This is a genomic window from Pseudomonas californiensis, assembly GCF_021147775.1.
GTDB classification, from domain to species: domain Bacteria; phylum Pseudomonadota; class Gammaproteobacteria; order Pseudomonadales; family Pseudomonadaceae; genus Aquipseudomonas; species Aquipseudomonas californiensis.
The window spans coordinates 217,120-234,378 of record NZ_JAGTPK010000006.1; the positions used below are offsets into that span (position 1 = coordinate 217,120).

Consider the following 17,259-nt stretch of genomic DNA (forward strand, 5'->3'; position numbering starts at 1 on the left):
ATACTTCGCTTATTCCGGCATGGTCAGAGGTGAGGGAGAAATAATGACGCCATTGTTGTCGGCGTACAGGTAGTCGCCAGGACGGAATGTCACACCGCCGAACGTCACTGGCAGATTCAACTCTCCCACGCCGCGTTTTTCGGTTTTTTTCGGGTGACTGGCCAAGGCCTGGACGCCAACATCGGTCTGCGCAATGACGTCGACATCGCGGATGCAGCCGTAAATCAGCAGACCTTCCCAGCCATTTTTCGCCGCTTTCTCGGCCAGCATGTCACCCAACAATGCACACCGCAGCGAGCCGCCACCGTCGACCACCAGCACCTTGCCTTTACCATCGAGCTCCACTTGCTCTCTGACCAGCGAGTTGTCTTCAAAGCATTTGAGCGTGACGATCTGTCCGCCAAACGAGTCGCGGCCGCCAAAGTTACTGAACATGGGCTCGACGACCTGCACCAGTTCCGGGTAGGCATCGCACAGATCGGGGGTGAGGTAATGCATGGGGCAACTCCTGTCATCGAAGCATGAATGAGAGAGCACAGCGGTTTCAGTTCAACCCGAGGCTGACCTGATGGCCTTAACCATAGCGACTTTAATCGCTAACCGCTTACCGCTGCCTGCAATTCTGCGCCCTCTTCAGCAACAGATTGCTCAACCGCAGATTGCTCAGCTACAGACCGTTCACGCAACCATTCGATCACTCGCGGCCACACCTGCTGCTGCGCGCCTTTGCTCACCAGCATCTGCACATGGCCGAAATCTTCGGTAAAACCGTGCTCGCGCCCCAGACACAAAAACTCTTTGTGCGGTGCTCCGATCTGATCGAACAACATGCGACAGGCCCAGACCGGATCCTGATGGTCACCGTCGGCTGCCACACACAGTACCGGAACCTGCACCGATTGCAGACCTTTCCACCAGTCGCCGTCCCGATCACCGAAACGTCCGAACAGCCCATGCCAGCGCATGCTTTCCAGCAACACACCTACTGGCTCGTCTTCCGGGCCACGCTTGAAACGCGGTCCGGAGACGTGCTCGAACGGTTTGAGCAACAAGCGGCCGGACCATTGCACCGGCGGGATCTTCAACGGCCAGTAGCTACGACTGACCTGGCTGCCAAACAGCGCAACAGAGGCGGCATTTTCAGGCCCCAGATACTCTCCGCCCAATGCGGCGGCGAGCGTGGTACCGCCCAGCGAATGGCCGATCCAGTGCGGCACCTGTGCGCTTTGCTCGGCGACGAACGCGCCTATGACCGGCAGGTCGTAACGGGCGTAATCGGCAACCTGATTGGCGCGATAGTTCTGATTGCGCGCCGACAGACCATGCCCGCGCATTTCAGGTATCCAGACGTCATAACCGGCACGTGCAAGATACGGCCCCAGACCTATGCCCTTGGGTGAATACCAGAAGCGCCGATTGGAAAAGCTGCCGTGCAGCAGAATCACCGGAACGCCACGGCGGTCAGGCTGATCCACCAGCCCGAGACGGGTCACGACCAGTTCGACGCTGGGATCCGGGCTGTTGGCAGGCTTTAGGCGGTAAACGTCCTCGACCAGATCGCCACGACGTTCGGCACTGATCAAGGCGACGGGAAAAAGATGACTGCTGCTTTGCATATTGCTCTTTATTCATAAAACCAGAGGCACCAGGCCTCTGGCAGACAAGACAGGAACACGTTTACGCGTTAAAGGCGCGGCATAAAAAAGGCGGTTTCCGAAAAAACCGCCTTTCATGAACCACCTGAACCACAAGACGGCTCAGGGTGTCAGTGCGTCACATCAGTAACGTCAGACTGGCGCCTGGGCTTCGGCCAGGAAGAACCAGGTTTCAAGCACGGAGTCTGGGTTGAGCGAAACGCTTTCGATCCCCTGATCCATGAGCCAGCGCGCCAGATCCGGATGATCGGAAGGGCCCTGGCCGCAGATACCGATGTACTTGCCGGCCTTGTTGCACGCCTGAATAGCGTTGGACAACAGCTTTTTGACCGCCGGGTTACGCTCGTCGAACAAGTGCGCAATGACACCCGAGTCGCGATCCAGACCCAGAGTCAGCTGTGTCAGATCGTTCGAGCCGATAGAGAACCCGTCAAAGTACTCGAGGAACTCGTCAGCCAGAATGGCGTTGGACGGCAATTCGCACATCATGATGATGCGCAGACCGTTTTCGCCACGCTTGAGGCCATTGGCCGCAAGCAGATCGATCACCTGGCTGGCTTCACCGAGCGTGCGCACGAACGGCACCATGATCTCGACGTTGGTCAGGCCCATGTCTTCGCGAACGCGCTTGAGCGCACGGCACTCCAGCTCGAAGCAGTCGCGAAAGTTCTCGCTGATATAACGCGAAGCACCGCGAAAGCCCAGCATCGGGTTTTCTTCTTCCGGCTCGTACAGCTTGCCGCCGATCAGATTGGCGTATTCGTTGGACTTGAAGTCCGACAGACGCACGATGACCTTTTTCGGCGTGAACGCCGCAGCCAGCGTGCTGATGCCTTCAACCAGCTTCTCGACATAGAAACCGACCGGATCATCATAGCCAGCGATACGCTTGTCGACGCTGTCCTTGATTTCCGGCGGCAGCCCCGAGTAGTTGAGCAGCGCCTTGGGGTGCACGCCGATCATGCGGTTGATGATGAACTCCAGACGCGCCAGACCGACACCGGCGTTGGGCAACTGGGCAAAGTCGAACGCGCGGTCGGGGTTGCCGACGTTCATCATGATCTTGAACGGCAGCTCTGGCATGGCATCGACCGAGTTGGTCTTGATGTCGAAGCCCAGCTCGCCTTCGAAGATGTATCCGGTGTCGCCTTCGGCACAGGAAACTGTCACGCCCTGCCCGTCGGCCAGCGTCTGGGTCGCATTACCGCAACCGACCACAGCCGGAATCCCCAACTCACGGGCAATGATCGCCGCATGGCAGGTTCGGCCGCCGCGATTGGTAACGATGGCGCTCGCACGCTTCATGACCGGTTCCCAATCCGGATCGGTCATGTCGGAGACCAGGACGTCACCGGCCTGGACCTTGTCCATCTCGGAGACGTCCTTGATGATACGTACCTTGCCGGCGCCGATGCGCTGGCCGATCGCACGGCCTTCGACCAGCACCTTGCCGGTTTCCTTGAGCAGGTAGCGTTCCATGACGTTGGCGGACGCACGGCTTTTCACGGTTTCAGGGCGTGCCTGCACGATGTAAAGCTTGCCGTCGTCACCGTCCTTGGCCCACTCGATGTCCATCGGGCACTTGTAGTGTTTCTCAATGATCATCGCCTGCTTGGCCAGCTCCGACACTTCAGCATCGGTCAGGCAGAAACGGGCACGGTCAGCCGGCTCGACATCGATCACCTTGACCGACCGGCCCGCCTTGGCTTCTTCGCCGTAGATCATTTTGATCGCCTTGCTGCCCAGGTTGCGACGCAGGATCGCTGGACGGCCGGCACTCAGGGTGTCCTTGTGTACGTAGAATTCGTCAGGGTTGACCGCGCCTTGCACCACGGTTTCGCCCAGGCCATAGGCGCCTGTGATGAATACCACGTCCCGGAAGCCCGACTCGGTGTCCAGCGTAAACATGACGCCAGCGGTTCCGGTTTCGGAACGCACCATGCGCTGTACGCCAGCGGACAACGCCACCAGCTTGTGATCGAAACCCTGGTGCACACGGTAGGAAATCGCGCGATCATTGAAGAGCGAGGCAAACACTTCCTTCGCGGCACGAATGACGTTCTCAACACCACGAATGTTCAGGAAGGTTTCCTGCTGGCCCGCGAACGAGGCGTCAGGCAAGTCTTCGGCTGTGGCGGAAGAGCGCACGGCAACGGCCAGATTCGGATTACCCGCCGACAGCTCAGCGAACGCGGTACGAATCTCGGCGTTGAGTTTCTCGGGAAACTCGGCTTCCATGATCCACTGACGAATCTGCGCACCGGTTCGGGCCAGCGCGTTGACATCGTCGACATCCAGAGCATCCAGGGCGGCGTGGATCTGATCGTTCAGACCACTGAGCTCAAGGAAATCACGGTAGGCCTGGGCCGTAGTTGCGAAGCCGCCGGGTACAGAAACGCCAGCACCTGCGAGGTTGCTGATCATTTCGCCGAGGGATGCGTTCTTGCCTCCCACGTGCTCTACATCATGGACGCCGAGCTTATCGAGGGAAACTACGTACTCTACCAAGGTGATCTCTCCACTAACTGTGTTTGTTGTTGGGAAAAGCTCATTTACCCGAGCCACCAATGCGATGGCCGCGGGCCTTTTTGGTCGGGCGCAAGCCTGAACCTTCAAAAAAGGTGAGAATGCAGACCCTCAGGGCCCGCAAGCGCGCCTATGATATCCAAGAATCGTCAACTGCTTAAGGTCAAAAGCGCAAATGAAGCGATCCGCTTTTTTTATCTCCGACGGCACGGGCATCACCGCCGAAACCCTTGGGCAAAGCCTGTTGGCGCAATTTGAAAACATTACGTTCAACAAGTTCACCAGGCCCTACATCGACAGTGTCGAGAAAGCGCGGGCGATGGTACAACAAATCAACAATGCCGCCGACAAGGACGATGTCCGACCGATCATCTTCGACACCATCGTCAATCAGGATATTCGGGAAATCCTGGCGACTTCCAATGGCTTCATGATCGATATCTTCTCGACCTTCCTGGCGCCGCTGGAACAGGAGCTTAGTTCACACTCTTCCTATTCGGTGGGCAAATCGCACTCCATCGGTCATAACTCCAACTATATGGAGCGCATTGAAGCGGTCAATTTCGCACTGGACAATGATGACGGCGCACGCACGCATTATTACGACAAGGCTGACATCATTCTGGTTGGCGTGTCACGTTGTGGCAAAACTCCGACCTGCCTGTACATGGCCATGCAGTTCGGTATCCGCGCCGCCAATTACCCGCTGACCGAAGACGACATGGAGCGCCTGCAGCTGCCAGCTGCGCTCAAGCAGCACCGCGAAAAGCTCTTCGGCCTGACCATCGACCCGGACCGCCTGACCGCTATCCGCCACGAGCGCAAGCCCAACAGTCGCTACTCAAGCTTCGCCCAGTGTGAATTCGAGGTGCGTGAAGTGGAAAGCCTGTTCCGTCGCGAAAATATCCCGAACATCAACTCCACGCATTTCTCGGTCGAAGAGATTTCCGCCAAGGTACTGGTCGAGAAAGGCGTGGAACGGCGCTTCAAATAACGCCATGGCTGACGCGCTAGACGTACGAACCGGGCACGCGCACCCAGCCTTCCATCAACACCCTGGCGCTGCGGCTCATGATTGCTTTGGTGACCTTCCATTGGCCGTCCTTCTCAAGCGCCTGCGCGCCGACACGCAGCGTGCCTGACGGGTGACCAAAGCGGACCGCATCACGCGCCACGCCACCGGCCGCCAGATTGACCAGCGTGCCAGGGATGGCGGCTGCAGTGCCAATCGCCACAGCAGCAGTACCCATCATGGCGTGGTGCAGCTTGCCCATGGAGACCGCACGTACCAGCAGATCAATATCCTTTGCTGTCACCGGCTTGCCACTTGAAGACATGTAGTCTGCAGGGGTCGCCACGAACGCCACCTTCGGCGTGTGCTGACGCGTTGCCGCCTCCTCGGCCGTGGCAATCAGACCCATGCGCACAGCACCATACGCCCTGATGGTTTCCAACGTGTTCAGGGCCTGAGCATTACCATTGATATCGCCCTGCAACTCGGCTCCGGTGTAGCCGATGTCGGCGGCATTGACGAAAATGGTCGGGATGCCCGCGTTGATCAGCGTCACGCTCAGCGTACCGACGCCAGGTACTTCAAGCTCGTCCACCAGATTGCCCGTGGGGAACATCGAACCGCCTGCGCCGTCCTCGTCGGCTGCCGGATCAAGAAATTCGAGCTGGACTTCAGCCGCCGCAAAGGTCACGCCGTCCAGTTCAAAATCGCCAGTCTCCTGCACCTGGCCATCGCTGATCGGCACATGGGCGATGATGGTCTTGCCGATGTTGGCTTGCCAGATGCGCACCACGGCAGTGCCGTTGTGCGGGATACGGCTGGCATCGAGCAGACCGTTGCTGATGGCGAACGGGCCGACGGCGGCGGAAAGATTGCCGCAGTTGCCGCTCCAGTCCACGAACGGCTTGTCGATGGATACCTGACCAAACAGATAATCGACGTCGTGATCTGCCTTGCTGCTGCGCGACAGAATCACGGCTTTGCTGGTACTGGACGTTGCCCCACCCATGCCATCGATCTGTTTTTCATAAGGGTCTGGGCTGCCAATGACCCTCAATAGCAGGGCATCGCGTGCCGGACCTGGCGCTTGCGCAGCGTTCGGCAAGTCGCTCAGGTTAAAAAATACGCCCTTGCTGGTGCCGCCACGCATATAAGTGGCGGGAATTCTGATTTGCGGTAGATGAGCCATAGCTGTTCCTGTCTTTGCTGACGAGACCCATGCTTTTACGAACAAAGCTATGGGCCAGTCCGGTTGCGCCGTGCCGTGTCAAGACACGGTCGCCTCAAGGAAATCCTGGGCAAAGCGCTGCAAGACACCGCCCGCTTCGTAAATGGAGAGCTCTTCGCCAGTGTCCAGACGACACGTTACCGGCACCTCGACACGCTCGCCGTTCTTGCGCTGGATCACCAGCGTCAAGGTCGCTCGCGGGGTCCGCTGGCCGATCACATCAAAGGTTTCCGTACCGTCGATGCCCAGCGTCAGGCGGCTGGTGCCCGCTTTGAACTCCAGCGGCAGCACGCCCATCCCGACCAGATTGGTACGGTGAATCCGCTCGAAGCCTTCTGCCGCAATAGCTTCGACACCCGCCAGACGCACGCCTTTGGCTGCCCAGTCGCGTGACGAACCCTGGCCGTAGTCAGCACCCGCGATGATGATCAGCGGTTGTTTGCGAGCCATGTAGGTTTCAATCGCTTCCCACATGCGCGTGACTTGCCCTTCGGGCTCAAGGCGCGTCAGCGAACCTTTTTTGACCTTGCCATCCACCACAGCCATCTCGTTGACCAATTGCGGGTTGGCAAACGTCGCGCGCTGTGCGGTCAAATGATCGCCACGGTGAGTCGCGTACGAGTTGAAATCTACCTCAGGCACGCCCATTTTCGCCAGGTACTCGCCCGCAGCGCTGTCGAGCATGATGGCGTTGGAGGGCGAGAGATGGTCGGTGGTGATGTTGTCCGGCAGCACCGCCAGAGGACGCATGCCCTTGAGCGTACGCTCCCCGGCCAGTGCACCTTCCCAATACGGCGGACGGCGGATGTAGGTGCTCATAACACGCCAGTCATACAGAGGCTCTACGCCAGGCCCGCTGTGCTCTTCGATGGCAAACATCGGGATGTACACCTGGCGGAACTGTTCCGGTTTGACCGACGCCTGCACCACCGCATCAATTTCCTCGTCAGTTGGCCACAGGTCCTTGAGGCGGATCTCTTTGCCGTCAGCCATTCCCAGCACGTCGTTCTCGATGTCGAAACGAATCGTGCCGGCAATCGCATACGCCACCACCAGCGGCGGGGAAGCAAGGAAGGCCTGCTTGGCGTAGGGATGAATACGCCCGTCGAAGTTGCGATTGCCGGACAGCACTGCCGTGGCGTAAAGGTCACGGTCGATGATTTCCTGCTGGATCTGCGGGTCCAGCGCGCCAGACATGCCATTGCAGGTAGTACAGGCAAACGCCACCACGCCAAAACCCAGCTGCTCAAGCTCCGACGTCAGCCCGGCAGCGTCCAGGTAAAGGGCCACGGTCTTCGAGCCAGGCGCCAGCGATGACTTCACCCAGGGCTTGCGCGTCAGGCCCAGCCGATTGGCATTGCGCGCCAACAGGCCGGCGGCGATCACGTTGCGTGGGTTGCTGGTGTTGGTGCAACTGGTGATAGCGGCAATGATCACAGCGCCGTCGGGCATCTGACCCGGCACGTCGCTCCACGGCCCGGCAATGCCACGACTGGCGAGATCCGAAGTCGCGACGCGTGCATGCGGGTTGGACGGTCCCGCCATGTTGCGCACGACGCTGGACAGGTTGAAGCTCAACACACGCTCGTACTGAACCTGCGCCAGGCTGTCGGACCATAGCCCAGTGTGACGCGCATACAATTCGACCAGCTTGACCTGCTCGTCTTCACGGCCGGTCAGGCGCAGGTAATCGATGGTTTGCGCATCAATGGAGAACATTGCGGCTGTAGCGCCATATTCCGGCGCCATGTTGGAAATGGTTGCCCGATCGCCCAGCGTCAGGCTCGAAGCGCCCTCGCCGTAAAACTCAAGGTAGGCGCCGACCACCTTCTGCTGGCGCAGGTACTCGGTCAGGGCCAGCACCACATCGGTGGCGGTGATGCCAGGCTGCCTGCGACCAGTCAGCTCAACGCCAATGATGTCCGGCAGGCGCATCCAGGAGGCGCGCCCGAGCATGACATTCTCGGCTTCAAGCCCGCCCACTCCGATGGCAATCACGCCCAGCGCGTCGACGTGCGGTGTGTGGCTGTCGGTGCCGACCAATGTGTCAGGAAATGCCACGCCGTCGAGCACCTGCACCACGGGCGACATTTTCTCCAGATTGATCTGGTGCATGATGCCGTTGCCCGGCGGTATGACTTCGACGTTTTTGAACGCCTGCTTGGTCCAGTCGATGAAGTGAAACCGGTCTTCGTTGCGGCGATCTTCGATGGCACGGTTCTTCTCGAATGCCTGCGGGTCGTTGCCACCGCACTCCACGGCCAGCGAGTGATCGACGATCAATTGCACCGGCACAACCGGGTTGACCAGCGCCGGGTCGCCGCCTTGAGAGGCGATGGCGTCGCGCAAGCCGGCCAGATCGACCAGCGCGGTCTGGCCCAGAATGTCGTGGCACACCACGCGTGCAGGAAACCACGGAAAATCCAGATCACGACGACGCTCGATCAGTTGCGTCAGCGAGGCGGTCAACGTGGCAGGGTCGCAGCGGCGTACGAGGTTTTCGGCCAGCACGCGGGAGGTATAAGGCAGCGTGTCGTAAGCACCGGGTGTGATCGCCTCGACGGCCGCGCGGGCGTCAAAATAATCCAGCCGGGTACCTGGGAGCGGTTTGCGAAATTCTGTGTTCATTGCGGGACTCGATCACGGGCGGTTCGGAAGACGGGCGGGGAACTCGTGAGCGGCTCCCCTGCCCCCTTTTCAGCGATTTGCGATGGGTACGAAGCTGCGCTGTTCGACACCAACGTACTCGGCACTCGGGCGGATGATGCGGTTATTGCCACGTTGTTCAAACACGTGCGCCGCCCACCCGGTCAGCCTTGAGCAGACAAAGATCGGCGTGAACAGTTTGGTGGGGATGCCCATGAAGTGGTACGCCGACGCATGGTAGAAATCGGCGTTCGGGAACAGTTTCTTCTGCTCCCACATGACCTTGTCGATGGCTTCGGACACCGGAAACAGCACGGTATCGCCCACTTCGTCGGCGAGCTTTTTCGACCAGCCCTTTATGACCTCGTTGCGCGGGTCCGACTCTTTGTAGATCGCGTGGCCGAAGCCCATGATCTTTTCCTTGCGCTCGAGCATGCCAAGCGTGCCCTGCGTCGCGTCTTCAGCAGAGCCGAAGCGCTGGATCATCTCCATGGCCGCTTCGTTGGCGCCGCCATGCAACGGACCGCGCAACGTGCCGATGGCCGCCGTGATGCACGAGTAAAGGTCGGACAAGGTCGAGGCGCACACCCGGGCGGTAAAGGTCGACGCATTGAATTCATGCTCTGCATACAGGATCAGCGACACGTCCATGACCTTGCGGTGCAGCTCGCTGGGCGTGCGGTCCAGCAGCAAGTGCAGGAAATGCCCGCCAATGGAGTCTTCATCGGTGATGCAGTCGATGCGCTTGCCTTCGTGACTGAAGCGATACCAGTAGCACATGATCGCCGGAAAGGCTGCGAGCAGGCGATCCGTGGCGTCACGCTGCTGTTCGAACGTGCGCTCAGGCTCCAGCGTACCGAGCATTGACGCGCCGGTGCGCATGACATCCATGGGATGGGTGTCTGCGGGAATGCGTTCCAGTACTTCCTTCAGGGCCGGCGGCAGCTCGCGCAGTTCCCTCAGGCGCTGCATATAGGTGGCCAACTGGACCTGAGTAGGCAGCTCACCGTACAGCAACAGGTACGCCACCTCTTCAAAGCGCGCCTCGGCGGCCAGCTCACGAACATCGTAGCCGCGATAGGTCAGCCCGGCACCGGCCATGCCCACGGTGGACAGGGCGGTCTGCCCCGCGACCTGGCCACGCAGGCCAGCGCCGCTCAATACTTTTGCTTCAGCCATTGGATTCTCCAGTTTTTGAAATTATCGGGAATTGGCGATCGCTTGTGATGTTCGTGCAACCGGTCGAGCGATCCGTGCAAAGGGTCAGCCCTTCTTCTGCGCAAACAACGCGTCCAGCTTTTGCTCGAAGGTGTGGTAGTCAATGGCGTCGTACAGCTCCATTCGGGTCTGCATCGTGTCAATGACGTTTTGCTGCGTGCCGTCGCGACGAATCGCGCCGTAGACATTTTCTGCTGCCTTGTTCATGGCCCGGAACGCCGACAACGGGTAAAGCACCAGCGCAACGTCAGCGCTGCGCAGCTCGTCAACGGTAAACAGCGGCGTTGCGCCGAATTCGGTGATGTTAGCCAGGATCGGTACGCCGGAACGATTGGCGAACTGCTTGTACATCGCCAGTTCGGTGATGGCTTCGGGAAATATCATGTCGGCGCCGGCTTCGATGCAGGCCGCAGCACGCTCCAGCGCGGACTCCAGACCTTCGACCGCGAGCGCATCGGTACGCGCCATGATCACGAAACTGTCATCGGTGCGCGCATCGACCGCAGCCTTGATGCGATCGACCATTTCCTGCAGCGGCACAATTTCCTTGTTGGGACGATGCCCGCAGCGCTTGGCGCCCACCTGATCCTCGATGTGAATCGCCGCAGCGCCGGCCTTGATCATCGAGCGCACGGTGCGCGCCACATTGAAGGCAGAGGAGCCAAAGCCCGTGTCAACGTCCACCAGCAGCGGCAGATCACAGACGTCGGTGATGCGCCGAACATCGGTCAGCACATCGTCCAGCCCGGTGATACCCAGGTCCGGAATGCCCAACGAGCCCGCCGCCACGCCCCCACCGGAAAGATAAATAGCTTTGAAGCCCGCACGCTTGGCCAGCAGCGCATGGTTGGCATTGATAGCACCGACGACTTGCAACGGCTGTTCGTTGGCAACCGCGTCACGAAAACGCTGGCCGGGAGTTCGGGGGTCGTGACTCATGATTCACCTCGGTCGGGAGCAGCCTGGTAATGGCGCTCAATGTTGCGTCTGGACGCACCGATATGGCGGCGCATCAATAATTCGGCCAGTTCGCCATCACGATCGGAAATGGCGTCGAGAATGCGATGGTGTTCGGCAAAAGCCTGGCGCGGTCGATTTGGGGTATTGGAAAACTGAATGCGGTACATACGCACCAATTGGTAAAGCTCACCGCAGAGCATCTGGCTGAGGGTGCGGTTACCGCTGCCCTGAATGATCCGGTAGTGGAAATCGAAATCGCCCTCCTGCTGGTAGTAACCGACGCCCGCCTGAAAGGCCGCATCGCGCTCATGGGTGTCGAGCACCTGACGCAACTCGTCGATCTCCTCAACGGTCATGCGCTCGGCAGCCAGACGACAGGCCATGCCTTCGAGCGATTCGCGAATCTCATAGAGTTCGATCAGTTCGGCATGGCTCAGCGAAACCACCCGCGCGCCTACGTGGGGCACGCGCACTACAAGACGCTGACCTTCGAGACGATGAATCGCTTCGCGCAACGGCCCGCGACTGATGCCGTAAGTCCGTGCCAGTTCGGGTTCGGATATTTTACTGCCGGGTGCGATGTCACCTTTGACGATAGCGGCCTGAATACGTCGAAAGACGGTCTCGGACAGGGTTTCCGTCTCATCGCTGGTTGACGCGAATTGCTCGACGACGCCCATCACTGTCGACACCTCAACATTTATTTCAGGTAAATCTAGCCATAACCGTCAATTTCGTCAAAGACAACATGCCAATTGTCGACAATCGTCTAATGCAAAGGTTATCCACCGTTGCTTTATCCGTCACCAGGCGCATCACTGGAAAACTGGTGTGCCAGAGGCTTCATGCTAGAATGTCGACCGCCTGCCGAGCTTGCCGCTGCGGCACCCTGCCAGGCGTTCTATCATCAGGTTTTACCCCGCTTGCGTCCTGCCCTGTAGCTCCTCGCCCATCACACCAGGTTTTATGAGACTTACGACCCTTTTAACGCTTTTTTTCCTGTCGCTTGCGCCTGCGCTGACGCTGGCGGCCAACAAGACGGTGTATGGCCTTAATGAATACGCTCGACTGACCGACATCGACCTCGAAGTGGCCGCCAAGCTCGACACCGGTGCCAAGACCGCATCGCTGAGCGCACGCGATATCAAACATTTCAAGCGTAACGGTGAAAGCTGGGTGCGCTTCTATCTGGCGATTGACGACAGCCATGCACACCCCATCGAGCGTCCGCTGGCCAGGGTCAGCAAGATCAAGCGTCGCGCTGATGACCGTGACCCGGACGACGAAAAAAAGTACTCCGCGCGCCCGGTTATCAGCCTCGCTGTCTGCATGGGTGAAGTTTTACGCACCATAGAAGTGAACTTGACCGACCGTAGTGCTTTCCAATACCCGCTTTTGATTGGCTCCGAAGCCTTGAAACGCTTTGATGCGCTGGTCGATCCAAGTCTTAAATATGCGGCAGGGAAGCCCGGCTGCGCTTCCGTCGCTCAAAACGCAGAGTAAAACCATGCGCTCTCTTACGCTCCATCTGAAAATCCTGATCACGTTCCTGGTGACCCTGGGCATTGCGATCACGGCCTATCAGATCCTGGCGCTCGGTATTCCCGTGACCGAAGACGAAACAGACGACCTTTGGAACATCGATGCCAAGGTCGAGTTCGTCGCCAACCCCAAGGACTCGGTCAAGATCCAGATGTTCGTGCCACCGCTGGCCCACGACTACATCAGCCTCAATGAAAGCTTCATTTCCAATAATTATGGCGTCAGCGTCAATCGTGGCGACGGCAACCGCCGTGTCACCTGGTCGACTCGCCGCGCCACGGGCAACCAGACGCTTTACTATCGGCTGGTGCTGACCAAGCGCTATAGCGGCGAAAAGCCCAAGGTCAAAGGCCCGATCTTCCGCGACAGCCTGCCAGTCGACGGCCCGGAAAAAGTCGCCGCCGAAGCCCTGCTCGCACCCATCCGCCAACATTCGGCTGACGTGGAAACCTTCATCACTGAAGCTATCAAACGCGTCAACAACCTGAGCGACGATAACGTCAAGTTGTTGCTGGCCGGTGACACCTCGTCCGCGAAAAAAGCCCAGATCACTGAATTGCTGTTATCGATCGCGCACGTCCCCATGGAGAAGGCTCACACCATTCGCCTCGAATCCGAACAGCCTCAGACCCCAGAGCTTTGGCTGCGCAGCTTCAATGGCAAGGAATGGCTGTACTTCAACCCGGACACCGGCGAAGCAGGCTTGCCTGACGACCGCCTGCTGTGGTGGACCGGCGACGAGAATCTGGTGACGGTCGAGGGCGGCAAAAAAGTGCAAGTCACCTTCAGCCTCAACAACAGCGAAATGAACGCCATGCGCCTGGCCAAACTGACCGACGCCAGCACCGACTCGGACTTCCTTGCCTATTCGCTTTATGGTCTGCCGCTGCAAACCCAGCAGACGTTCATGATCATGGTCATGATCCCGATTGGCGTACTGGTGATCCTGATCCTGCGCAACCTGATCGGCCTGCAAACGCTGGGCACTTTTACACCGGTACTGATTGCGCTGGCGTTTCGCGAGACGCAACTGGGTTTCGGCATTGCGCTGTTTACCGTCATCACTGCGCTGGGCCTGTCGCTGCGTTCGTATCTGGAGCACTTGAAGCTGCAAATGCTCCCAAGGCTTTCGGTGGTCCTGACTTTCGTGGTGGTGCTGATCGCCGCCATCAGCCTGTTCAGCCACAAACTTGGGCTTGAACGCGGTCTGTCGGTGGCGCTGTTCCCAATGGTGATCCTGACCATGACCATCGAACGCCTGTCCATCACCTGGGAAGAGCGCGGTGCCAGTCACGCCATGAAAGTCGCCATTGGCACGCTGTTCGCCGCATCGCTGGCGCACTTGATCATGAGCGTGCCGGAGCTGATCTATTTTGTGTTCACCTTCCCTGCAGTTCTGCTGGTTCTGGTCGGTTTCATGCTGGCGATGGGCAGATACCGTGGCTACCGCCTGACCGAACTGATCCGTTTCAAGGCGTTCCTCAAAGAGGAACAGGCCAAGTGATCGGCTGGTGGAAAACCTGGAAGGCGCTGGAAGCTCGCGGAATCATGGGCATCAATCGGCGTAACGCTGACTATGTGCTCAAGTACAACAAACGCAGTCTCTACCCGGTCGTCGATGACAAGATCATCACCAAGGAACGGGCGATTCAGGCCGGGATTCATGTACCGGAGATGTACGGTGTGATCTCGACCGAGAAGGAAATCGACCTGCTCGACGAGATCATCGGCTCTCGCAACGACTTCGTGATCAAACCGGCGCAGGGCGCTGGCGGGGATGGCATTCTGGTGATCGCCGATCGCTTCGAGGATCGCTTTCGCACGGTCTCCGGGCGCATCATCAGTCACTCGGAAATCGAACATCAGGTTTCGAGCATTCTCACCGGGCTTTACTCGCTGGGCGGGCATCGCGACCGCGCCCTGATTGAATACCGCGTGACGCCAGACCCGATCTTCAAAAGCATCAGTTACGAGGGCGTGCCGGATATCCGCGTCATCGTGCTTATGGGCTATCCGGTCATGGCCATGCTGCGTCTGCCCACCCGCCAATCAGGCGGCAAGGCCAACCTGCACCAGGGCGCCATTGGCGTCGGCGTGGACCTCGCGACCGGCATTACACTGCAAGGTACGTGGCTTAACAGCATCATCAGCAAACACCCGGACACTACCCATTCGGTGGACGGCGTGCAGTTGCCCAACTGGGACGGCTTCATGAAGCTGTCGGCCGAGTGCTACGAGCTGTGCGGCCTCGGTTATATCGGCGTCGACATGGTGCTTGATCAAGACAAGGGACCTTTGATCCTTGAGCTCAACGCCCGCCCCGGCCTCAACATCCAGATCGCCAACGACTGCGGCCTGACTCACCGCACCCAGGCTGTCGAAGCCCGGCTGGAGCAGCTCGCACTCAACAGCGAGCGGGAAACACCCGAAGAACGCGTGCGGTTTGTGCAGGAGGTGTTTGGGCACGTTGAATAAGCGTCGGCCTTGAAACACTTCGTTTGACCTGAAACGCCTCCCACTCTACAGACAGACAACCGACGGGCTCGCGATGCGGGCCTACCAGCTGTAACGCACACCTACGTTTGCACCCCAGGGCTGTTCGATCTTGTCACCTTTGCCATAGTCCAGATCAGGGTGAGCCTGTAACCGATCGGCCAGTTGAATGGCGACGCCTGCTCCGAACTCGCCGCGAGAACCGGACAAATCGTTGTTGAACAGGTTCTGGTTGACGCGAACCTGATTATTGTCAGCAAACTCATGAGCGTAGGCAGCTCGAACATAGGGCTGCACGATGCGACCGTTGCCCATGTGGAGATTCACCCCAAGGGTAGTGCCCACTTTTCCCAACAATGAACGCGTACGATCGCCAGCAGCCGCAAGACCGATATGGACCACTGGAATCTCGGTGTCGGTCGCCGGATCCACTTCGCAGCTCGTGATCAGCAAGGCGTGGCTGCCGGTCGCTTCGCCAGCCACGGTCAGATAGTCGTGCTGGCCGTGCCGAACTCAGCATTCATCAGAAACGTGCCACTGCCTGACAATGTGCCAAGCCAGAGCTCATGGAATGAGCCGGCATCGCCAAACCTGATCCGCCTGTTGTTGACGGAAAGGCTCCCCACGGCATCATTGCCCGTCATGCTCCACTCTGCGCCGCTGTCCACCACCAACGCGTCGACGTTCTTCAGCCGGCCTGTCAGCACTGCCTGGTTTTGCAGGGTCACACTGAGAGAACTGGCCTCGGTCGCATCGATATTGCCGCTCAGGCTGCTGCCATCCACAGTCATGATTACGGTACTGTCAGACGCCTTAACCAACGTACCATTGCCCCCCGTTGAGGCGCGTGTCTCCAGTGATCATGAGGTCTGATACCGAAGAGGGCGACGCCTGCATGGCTGGGCCGTTCAGGCCATTTATCTCTGCGTTGTCGAGCATGATGTTTCTGACCGAAGGCCCGGATACGCTCGGCGACAGGATCATGCCGTCGCTCGCATCCCCCTGAGTAATAAGACCTACACCCACATCCGGGGACCGGGCTTCAATCCGAGTATTTTCCAGCGCCAGCCTTCCTCCGGTGTTTATAAACACGGCGATTTGCAGGCCGCTGAGAGGCGCATTGCTTGCATCGACTGTTTGTCGGTCCTCGACCACGATGACCGCCCATGCATATTCAGGAACAGCAAAAGCTGCCGCAAACGTCACATATTTCAAGCGGCAGGCAAACAACCTCATACAGCCAGAGCGAAGGCGGATCATAACGAACTTCCCTTTATCTTTAGCTCACACGACATTTGCAGTTCCCACTGCTACTCAGCGGTGCACAGCACTTTTAGTAATGTTGTCACACGCATCAAACACTCAGATGCGCATGACGCGCGAACACAAACTACCGAACATCGTGCAGTATTAAACCCCCCTATGACTAAACCGACCACCGGCTAAAAAGCACATCACCTATCGTATACAGGCATTTATAAACTCGGTTTTTCTATATATATAATAACCCTCTTGCATGATAAATCAGACAACCCAAAACCATTGACACACATCCTGAAACCCCCGAAAAACAAGCCTCAGGCATTAATCCAGTCTATCTTTACACTCACCACCTCTGACACGCCAGACGTTCAAACGTCAGATAATTCATTGAGCCCTCCGCCACCGAATGTACCTCGTACTTCCTCCAACACTCAATTAATTGTAATACTGCGGATTCTTATTCCACGTTGGACTTGCCCCTACCAAACCGGACACCAACTCCCCGTTAAATTGATGCTGCTGCCAAGCGCCTAAATTCTCTTGGCGACCGTTATTTCAAAGCGCTGTGCGGATGCTGCTCGTTGTAATGCTCGAAGGCAATCGTCAGATTGCGCAACGCTGTTTCTCGATCCGGCTTGGGCATGTGCGCCACGTAATCTCGCTTGATCGTCTTCACAAAGCTCTCTGCCATGCCGTTGCTTTGCGGGCTGCGTACT

General features: G+C 58.5%; 15 protein-coding genes and 1 pseudogene. 4 read left to right on the plus strand and 12 right to left on the minus strand.

Annotated elements, in window-relative coordinates:
• Positions 1 to 9: 9 nt before the first annotated feature.
• The 3 genes from rraA to ppsA all read right to left on the minus strand — a co-directional run bounded on the left by rraA (position 10) and on the right by ppsA (position 4,163).
• Positions 10 to 498 carry a ribonuclease E activity regulator RraA gene (gene rraA, locus KDX37_RS08340; protein ID WP_231652198.1) on the minus strand — a complete coding sequence of 163 codons (489 nt, stop codon included), beginning with the start codon at positions 496 to 498 and terminating at the stop codon, positions 10 to 12.
• Between the two features lie 98 nt (positions 499 to 596).
• Positions 597 to 1,616, minus strand: coding sequence for an alpha/beta fold hydrolase (locus KDX37_RS08345; protein WP_231652199.1), 1,020 nt, complete (start codon positions 1,614 to 1,616; stop codon positions 597 to 599).
• Between the two features lie 171 nt (positions 1,617 to 1,787).
• Positions 1,788 to 4,163, minus strand: coding sequence for a phosphoenolpyruvate synthase (gene ppsA / locus KDX37_RS08350; RefSeq protein WP_231652200.1), 2,376 nt, complete (start codon positions 4,161 to 4,163; stop codon positions 1,788 to 1,790).
• Positions 4,164 to 4,356: 193 nt separating this feature from the next.
• Between ppsA and ppsR the strand changes: the two genes are divergently transcribed.
• Positions 4,357 to 5,175 carry a posphoenolpyruvate synthetase regulatory kinase/phosphorylase PpsR gene (gene ppsR, locus KDX37_RS08355; protein WP_231652201.1) on the plus strand — a complete coding sequence of 273 codons (819 nt, stop codon included), beginning with the start codon at positions 4,357 to 4,359 and terminating at the stop codon, positions 5,173 to 5,175.
• A gap of 16 nt (positions 5,176 to 5,191) precedes the next feature.
• On the opposite strand, the gene prpF is transcribed toward ppsR, so the two are convergent.
• The 5 genes from prpF to KDX37_RS08380 form a co-directional block, all read right to left on the minus strand.
• Positions 5,192 to 6,382 (minus strand): 2-methylaconitate cis-trans isomerase PrpF, encoded by a 1,191-nt coding sequence (gene prpF / locus KDX37_RS08360; protein WP_231652202.1) that lies wholly within the window; start codon positions 6,380 to 6,382, stop codon positions 5,192 to 5,194.
• Positions 6,383 to 6,460: 78 nt separating this feature from the next.
• Positions 6,461 to 9,049, minus strand: a complete 2,589-nt coding sequence (gene acnD / locus KDX37_RS08365) for a Fe/S-dependent 2-methylisocitrate dehydratase AcnD (protein ID WP_231652203.1) — start codon at positions 9,047 to 9,049, stop codon at positions 6,461 to 6,463.
• 69 nt (positions 9,050 to 9,118) lie between these two features.
• A complete protein-coding gene (gene prpC / locus KDX37_RS08370; RefSeq protein ID WP_231652204.1) occupies positions 9,119 to 10,246 on the minus strand; it encodes a bifunctional 2-methylcitrate synthase/citrate synthase in 1,128 nt (375 codons plus the stop codon).
• Positions 10,247 to 10,330: 84 nt separating this feature from the next.
• Positions 10,331 to 11,224: a methylisocitrate lyase gene (gene prpB, locus KDX37_RS08375; RefSeq protein WP_231652205.1), complete on the minus strand. Its 894-nt coding sequence runs from the start codon at positions 11,222 to 11,224 to the stop codon at positions 10,331 to 10,333.
• Positions 11,221 to 11,925 carry a GntR family transcriptional regulator gene (locus KDX37_RS08380; RefSeq protein ID WP_231652215.1) on the minus strand — a complete coding sequence of 235 codons (705 nt, stop codon included), beginning with the start codon at positions 11,923 to 11,925 and terminating at the stop codon, positions 11,221 to 11,223. The genes prpB and KDX37_RS08380 overlap by 4 nt, the downstream gene beginning before the upstream one ends.
• 286 nt (positions 11,926 to 12,211) lie before the next feature.
• Here KDX37_RS08380 and rloA point away from each other — a divergent pair, with 286 nt between their 5' ends.
• The 3 genes from rloA to KDX37_RS08395 are packed head-to-tail and all read left to right on the plus strand — an operon-like array spanning position 12,212 to position 15,262.
• Positions 12,212 to 12,748 carry a retropepsin-like aspartic peptidase RloA gene (gene rloA, locus KDX37_RS08385; protein ID WP_231652206.1) on the plus strand — a complete coding sequence of 179 codons (537 nt, stop codon included), beginning with the start codon at positions 12,212 to 12,214 and terminating at the stop codon, positions 12,746 to 12,748.
• 4 nt (positions 12,749 to 12,752) lie between these two features.
• A complete protein-coding gene (gene rloB / locus KDX37_RS08390; protein ID WP_231652207.1) occupies positions 12,753 to 14,291 on the plus strand; it encodes an osmotic stress tolerance membrane protein RloB in 1,539 nt (512 codons plus the stop codon).
• Positions 14,291 to 15,262, plus strand: a complete 972-nt coding sequence (locus KDX37_RS08395; RefSeq protein WP_231652216.1) for an alpha-L-glutamate ligase-like protein — start codon at positions 14,291 to 14,293, stop codon at positions 15,260 to 15,262. The genes rloB and KDX37_RS08395 overlap by 1 nt, the downstream gene beginning before the upstream one ends.
• An 81-nt stretch (positions 15,263 to 15,343) precedes the next feature.
• On the opposite strand, the pseudogene KDX37_RS08400 reads toward KDX37_RS08395, so the two are convergent.
• The 4 genes and pseudogenes from KDX37_RS08400 to KDX37_RS08415 all read right to left on the minus strand — a co-directional run.
• Positions 15,344 to 15,670, minus strand: a pseudogene (locus KDX37_RS08400) (autotransporter outer membrane beta-barrel domain-containing protein); the annotation flags it as partial.
• A 95-nt stretch (positions 15,671 to 15,765) separates the two neighbouring features.
• On the minus strand, positions 15,766 to 16,071 hold the full coding sequence (locus tag KDX37_RS08405) for a hypothetical protein (protein ID WP_231652209.1): 306 nt from the start codon (positions 16,069 to 16,071) through the stop codon (positions 15,766 to 15,768).
• A 22-nt stretch (positions 16,072 to 16,093) separates the two neighbouring features.
• Positions 16,094 to 16,540, minus strand: coding sequence for a hypothetical protein (locus KDX37_RS08410; protein WP_231652210.1), 447 nt, complete (start codon positions 16,538 to 16,540; stop codon positions 16,094 to 16,096).
• Between the two features lie 553 nt (positions 16,541 to 17,093).
• A partial coding sequence (locus KDX37_RS08415) for an integrase core domain-containing protein (protein WP_231652217.1) occupies positions 17,094 to 17,259 on the minus strand: 166 nt, incomplete at its 5' end.

Coding starts and splice junctions, on each gene's coding strand:
- prpC (WP_231652204.1), bottom strand. CDS start 10,246: ATGGCTGAAGCAAAAGTATTGAGCGGCGCTGGCCTGCGTGGCCAGGTC.
- acnD (WP_231652203.1), bottom strand. CDS start 9,049: ATGAACACAGAATTTCGCAAACCGCTCCCAGGTACCCGGCTGGATTAT.
- rloB (WP_231652207.1), top strand. CDS start 12,753: ATGCGCTCTCTTACGCTCCATCTGAAAATCCTGATCACGTTCCTGGTG.
- rloA (WP_231652206.1), top strand. CDS start 12,212: ATGAGACTTACGACCCTTTTAACGCTTTTTTTCCTGTCGCTTGCGCCT.
- ppsR (WP_231652201.1), top strand. CDS start 4,357: ATGAAGCGATCCGCTTTTTTTATCTCCGACGGCACGGGCATCACCGCC.
- KDX37_RS08410 (WP_231652210.1), bottom strand. CDS start 16,540: ATGATCCGCCTTCGCTCTGGCTGTATGAGGTTGTTTGCCTGCCGCTTG.
- KDX37_RS08380 (WP_231652215.1), bottom strand. CDS start 11,925: ATGGGCGTCGTCGAGCAATTCGCGTCAACCAGCGATGAGACGGAAACC.
- KDX37_RS08405 (WP_231652209.1), bottom strand. CDS start 16,071: ATGACTGTGGATGGCAGCAGCCTGAGCGGCAATATCGATGCGACCGAG.
- rraA (WP_231652198.1), bottom strand. CDS start 498: ATGCATTACCTCACCCCCGATCTGTGCGATGCCTACCCGGAACTGGTG.
- prpF (WP_231652202.1), bottom strand. CDS start 6,382: ATGGCTCATCTACCGCAAATCAGAATTCCCGCCACTTATATGCGTGGC.
- KDX37_RS08345 (WP_231652199.1), bottom strand. CDS start 1,616: ATGCAAAGCAGCAGTCATCTTTTTCCCGTCGCCTTGATCAGTGCCGAA.
- prpB (WP_231652205.1), bottom strand. CDS start 11,224: ATGAGTCACGACCCCCGAACTCCCGGCCAGCGTTTTCGTGACGCGGTT.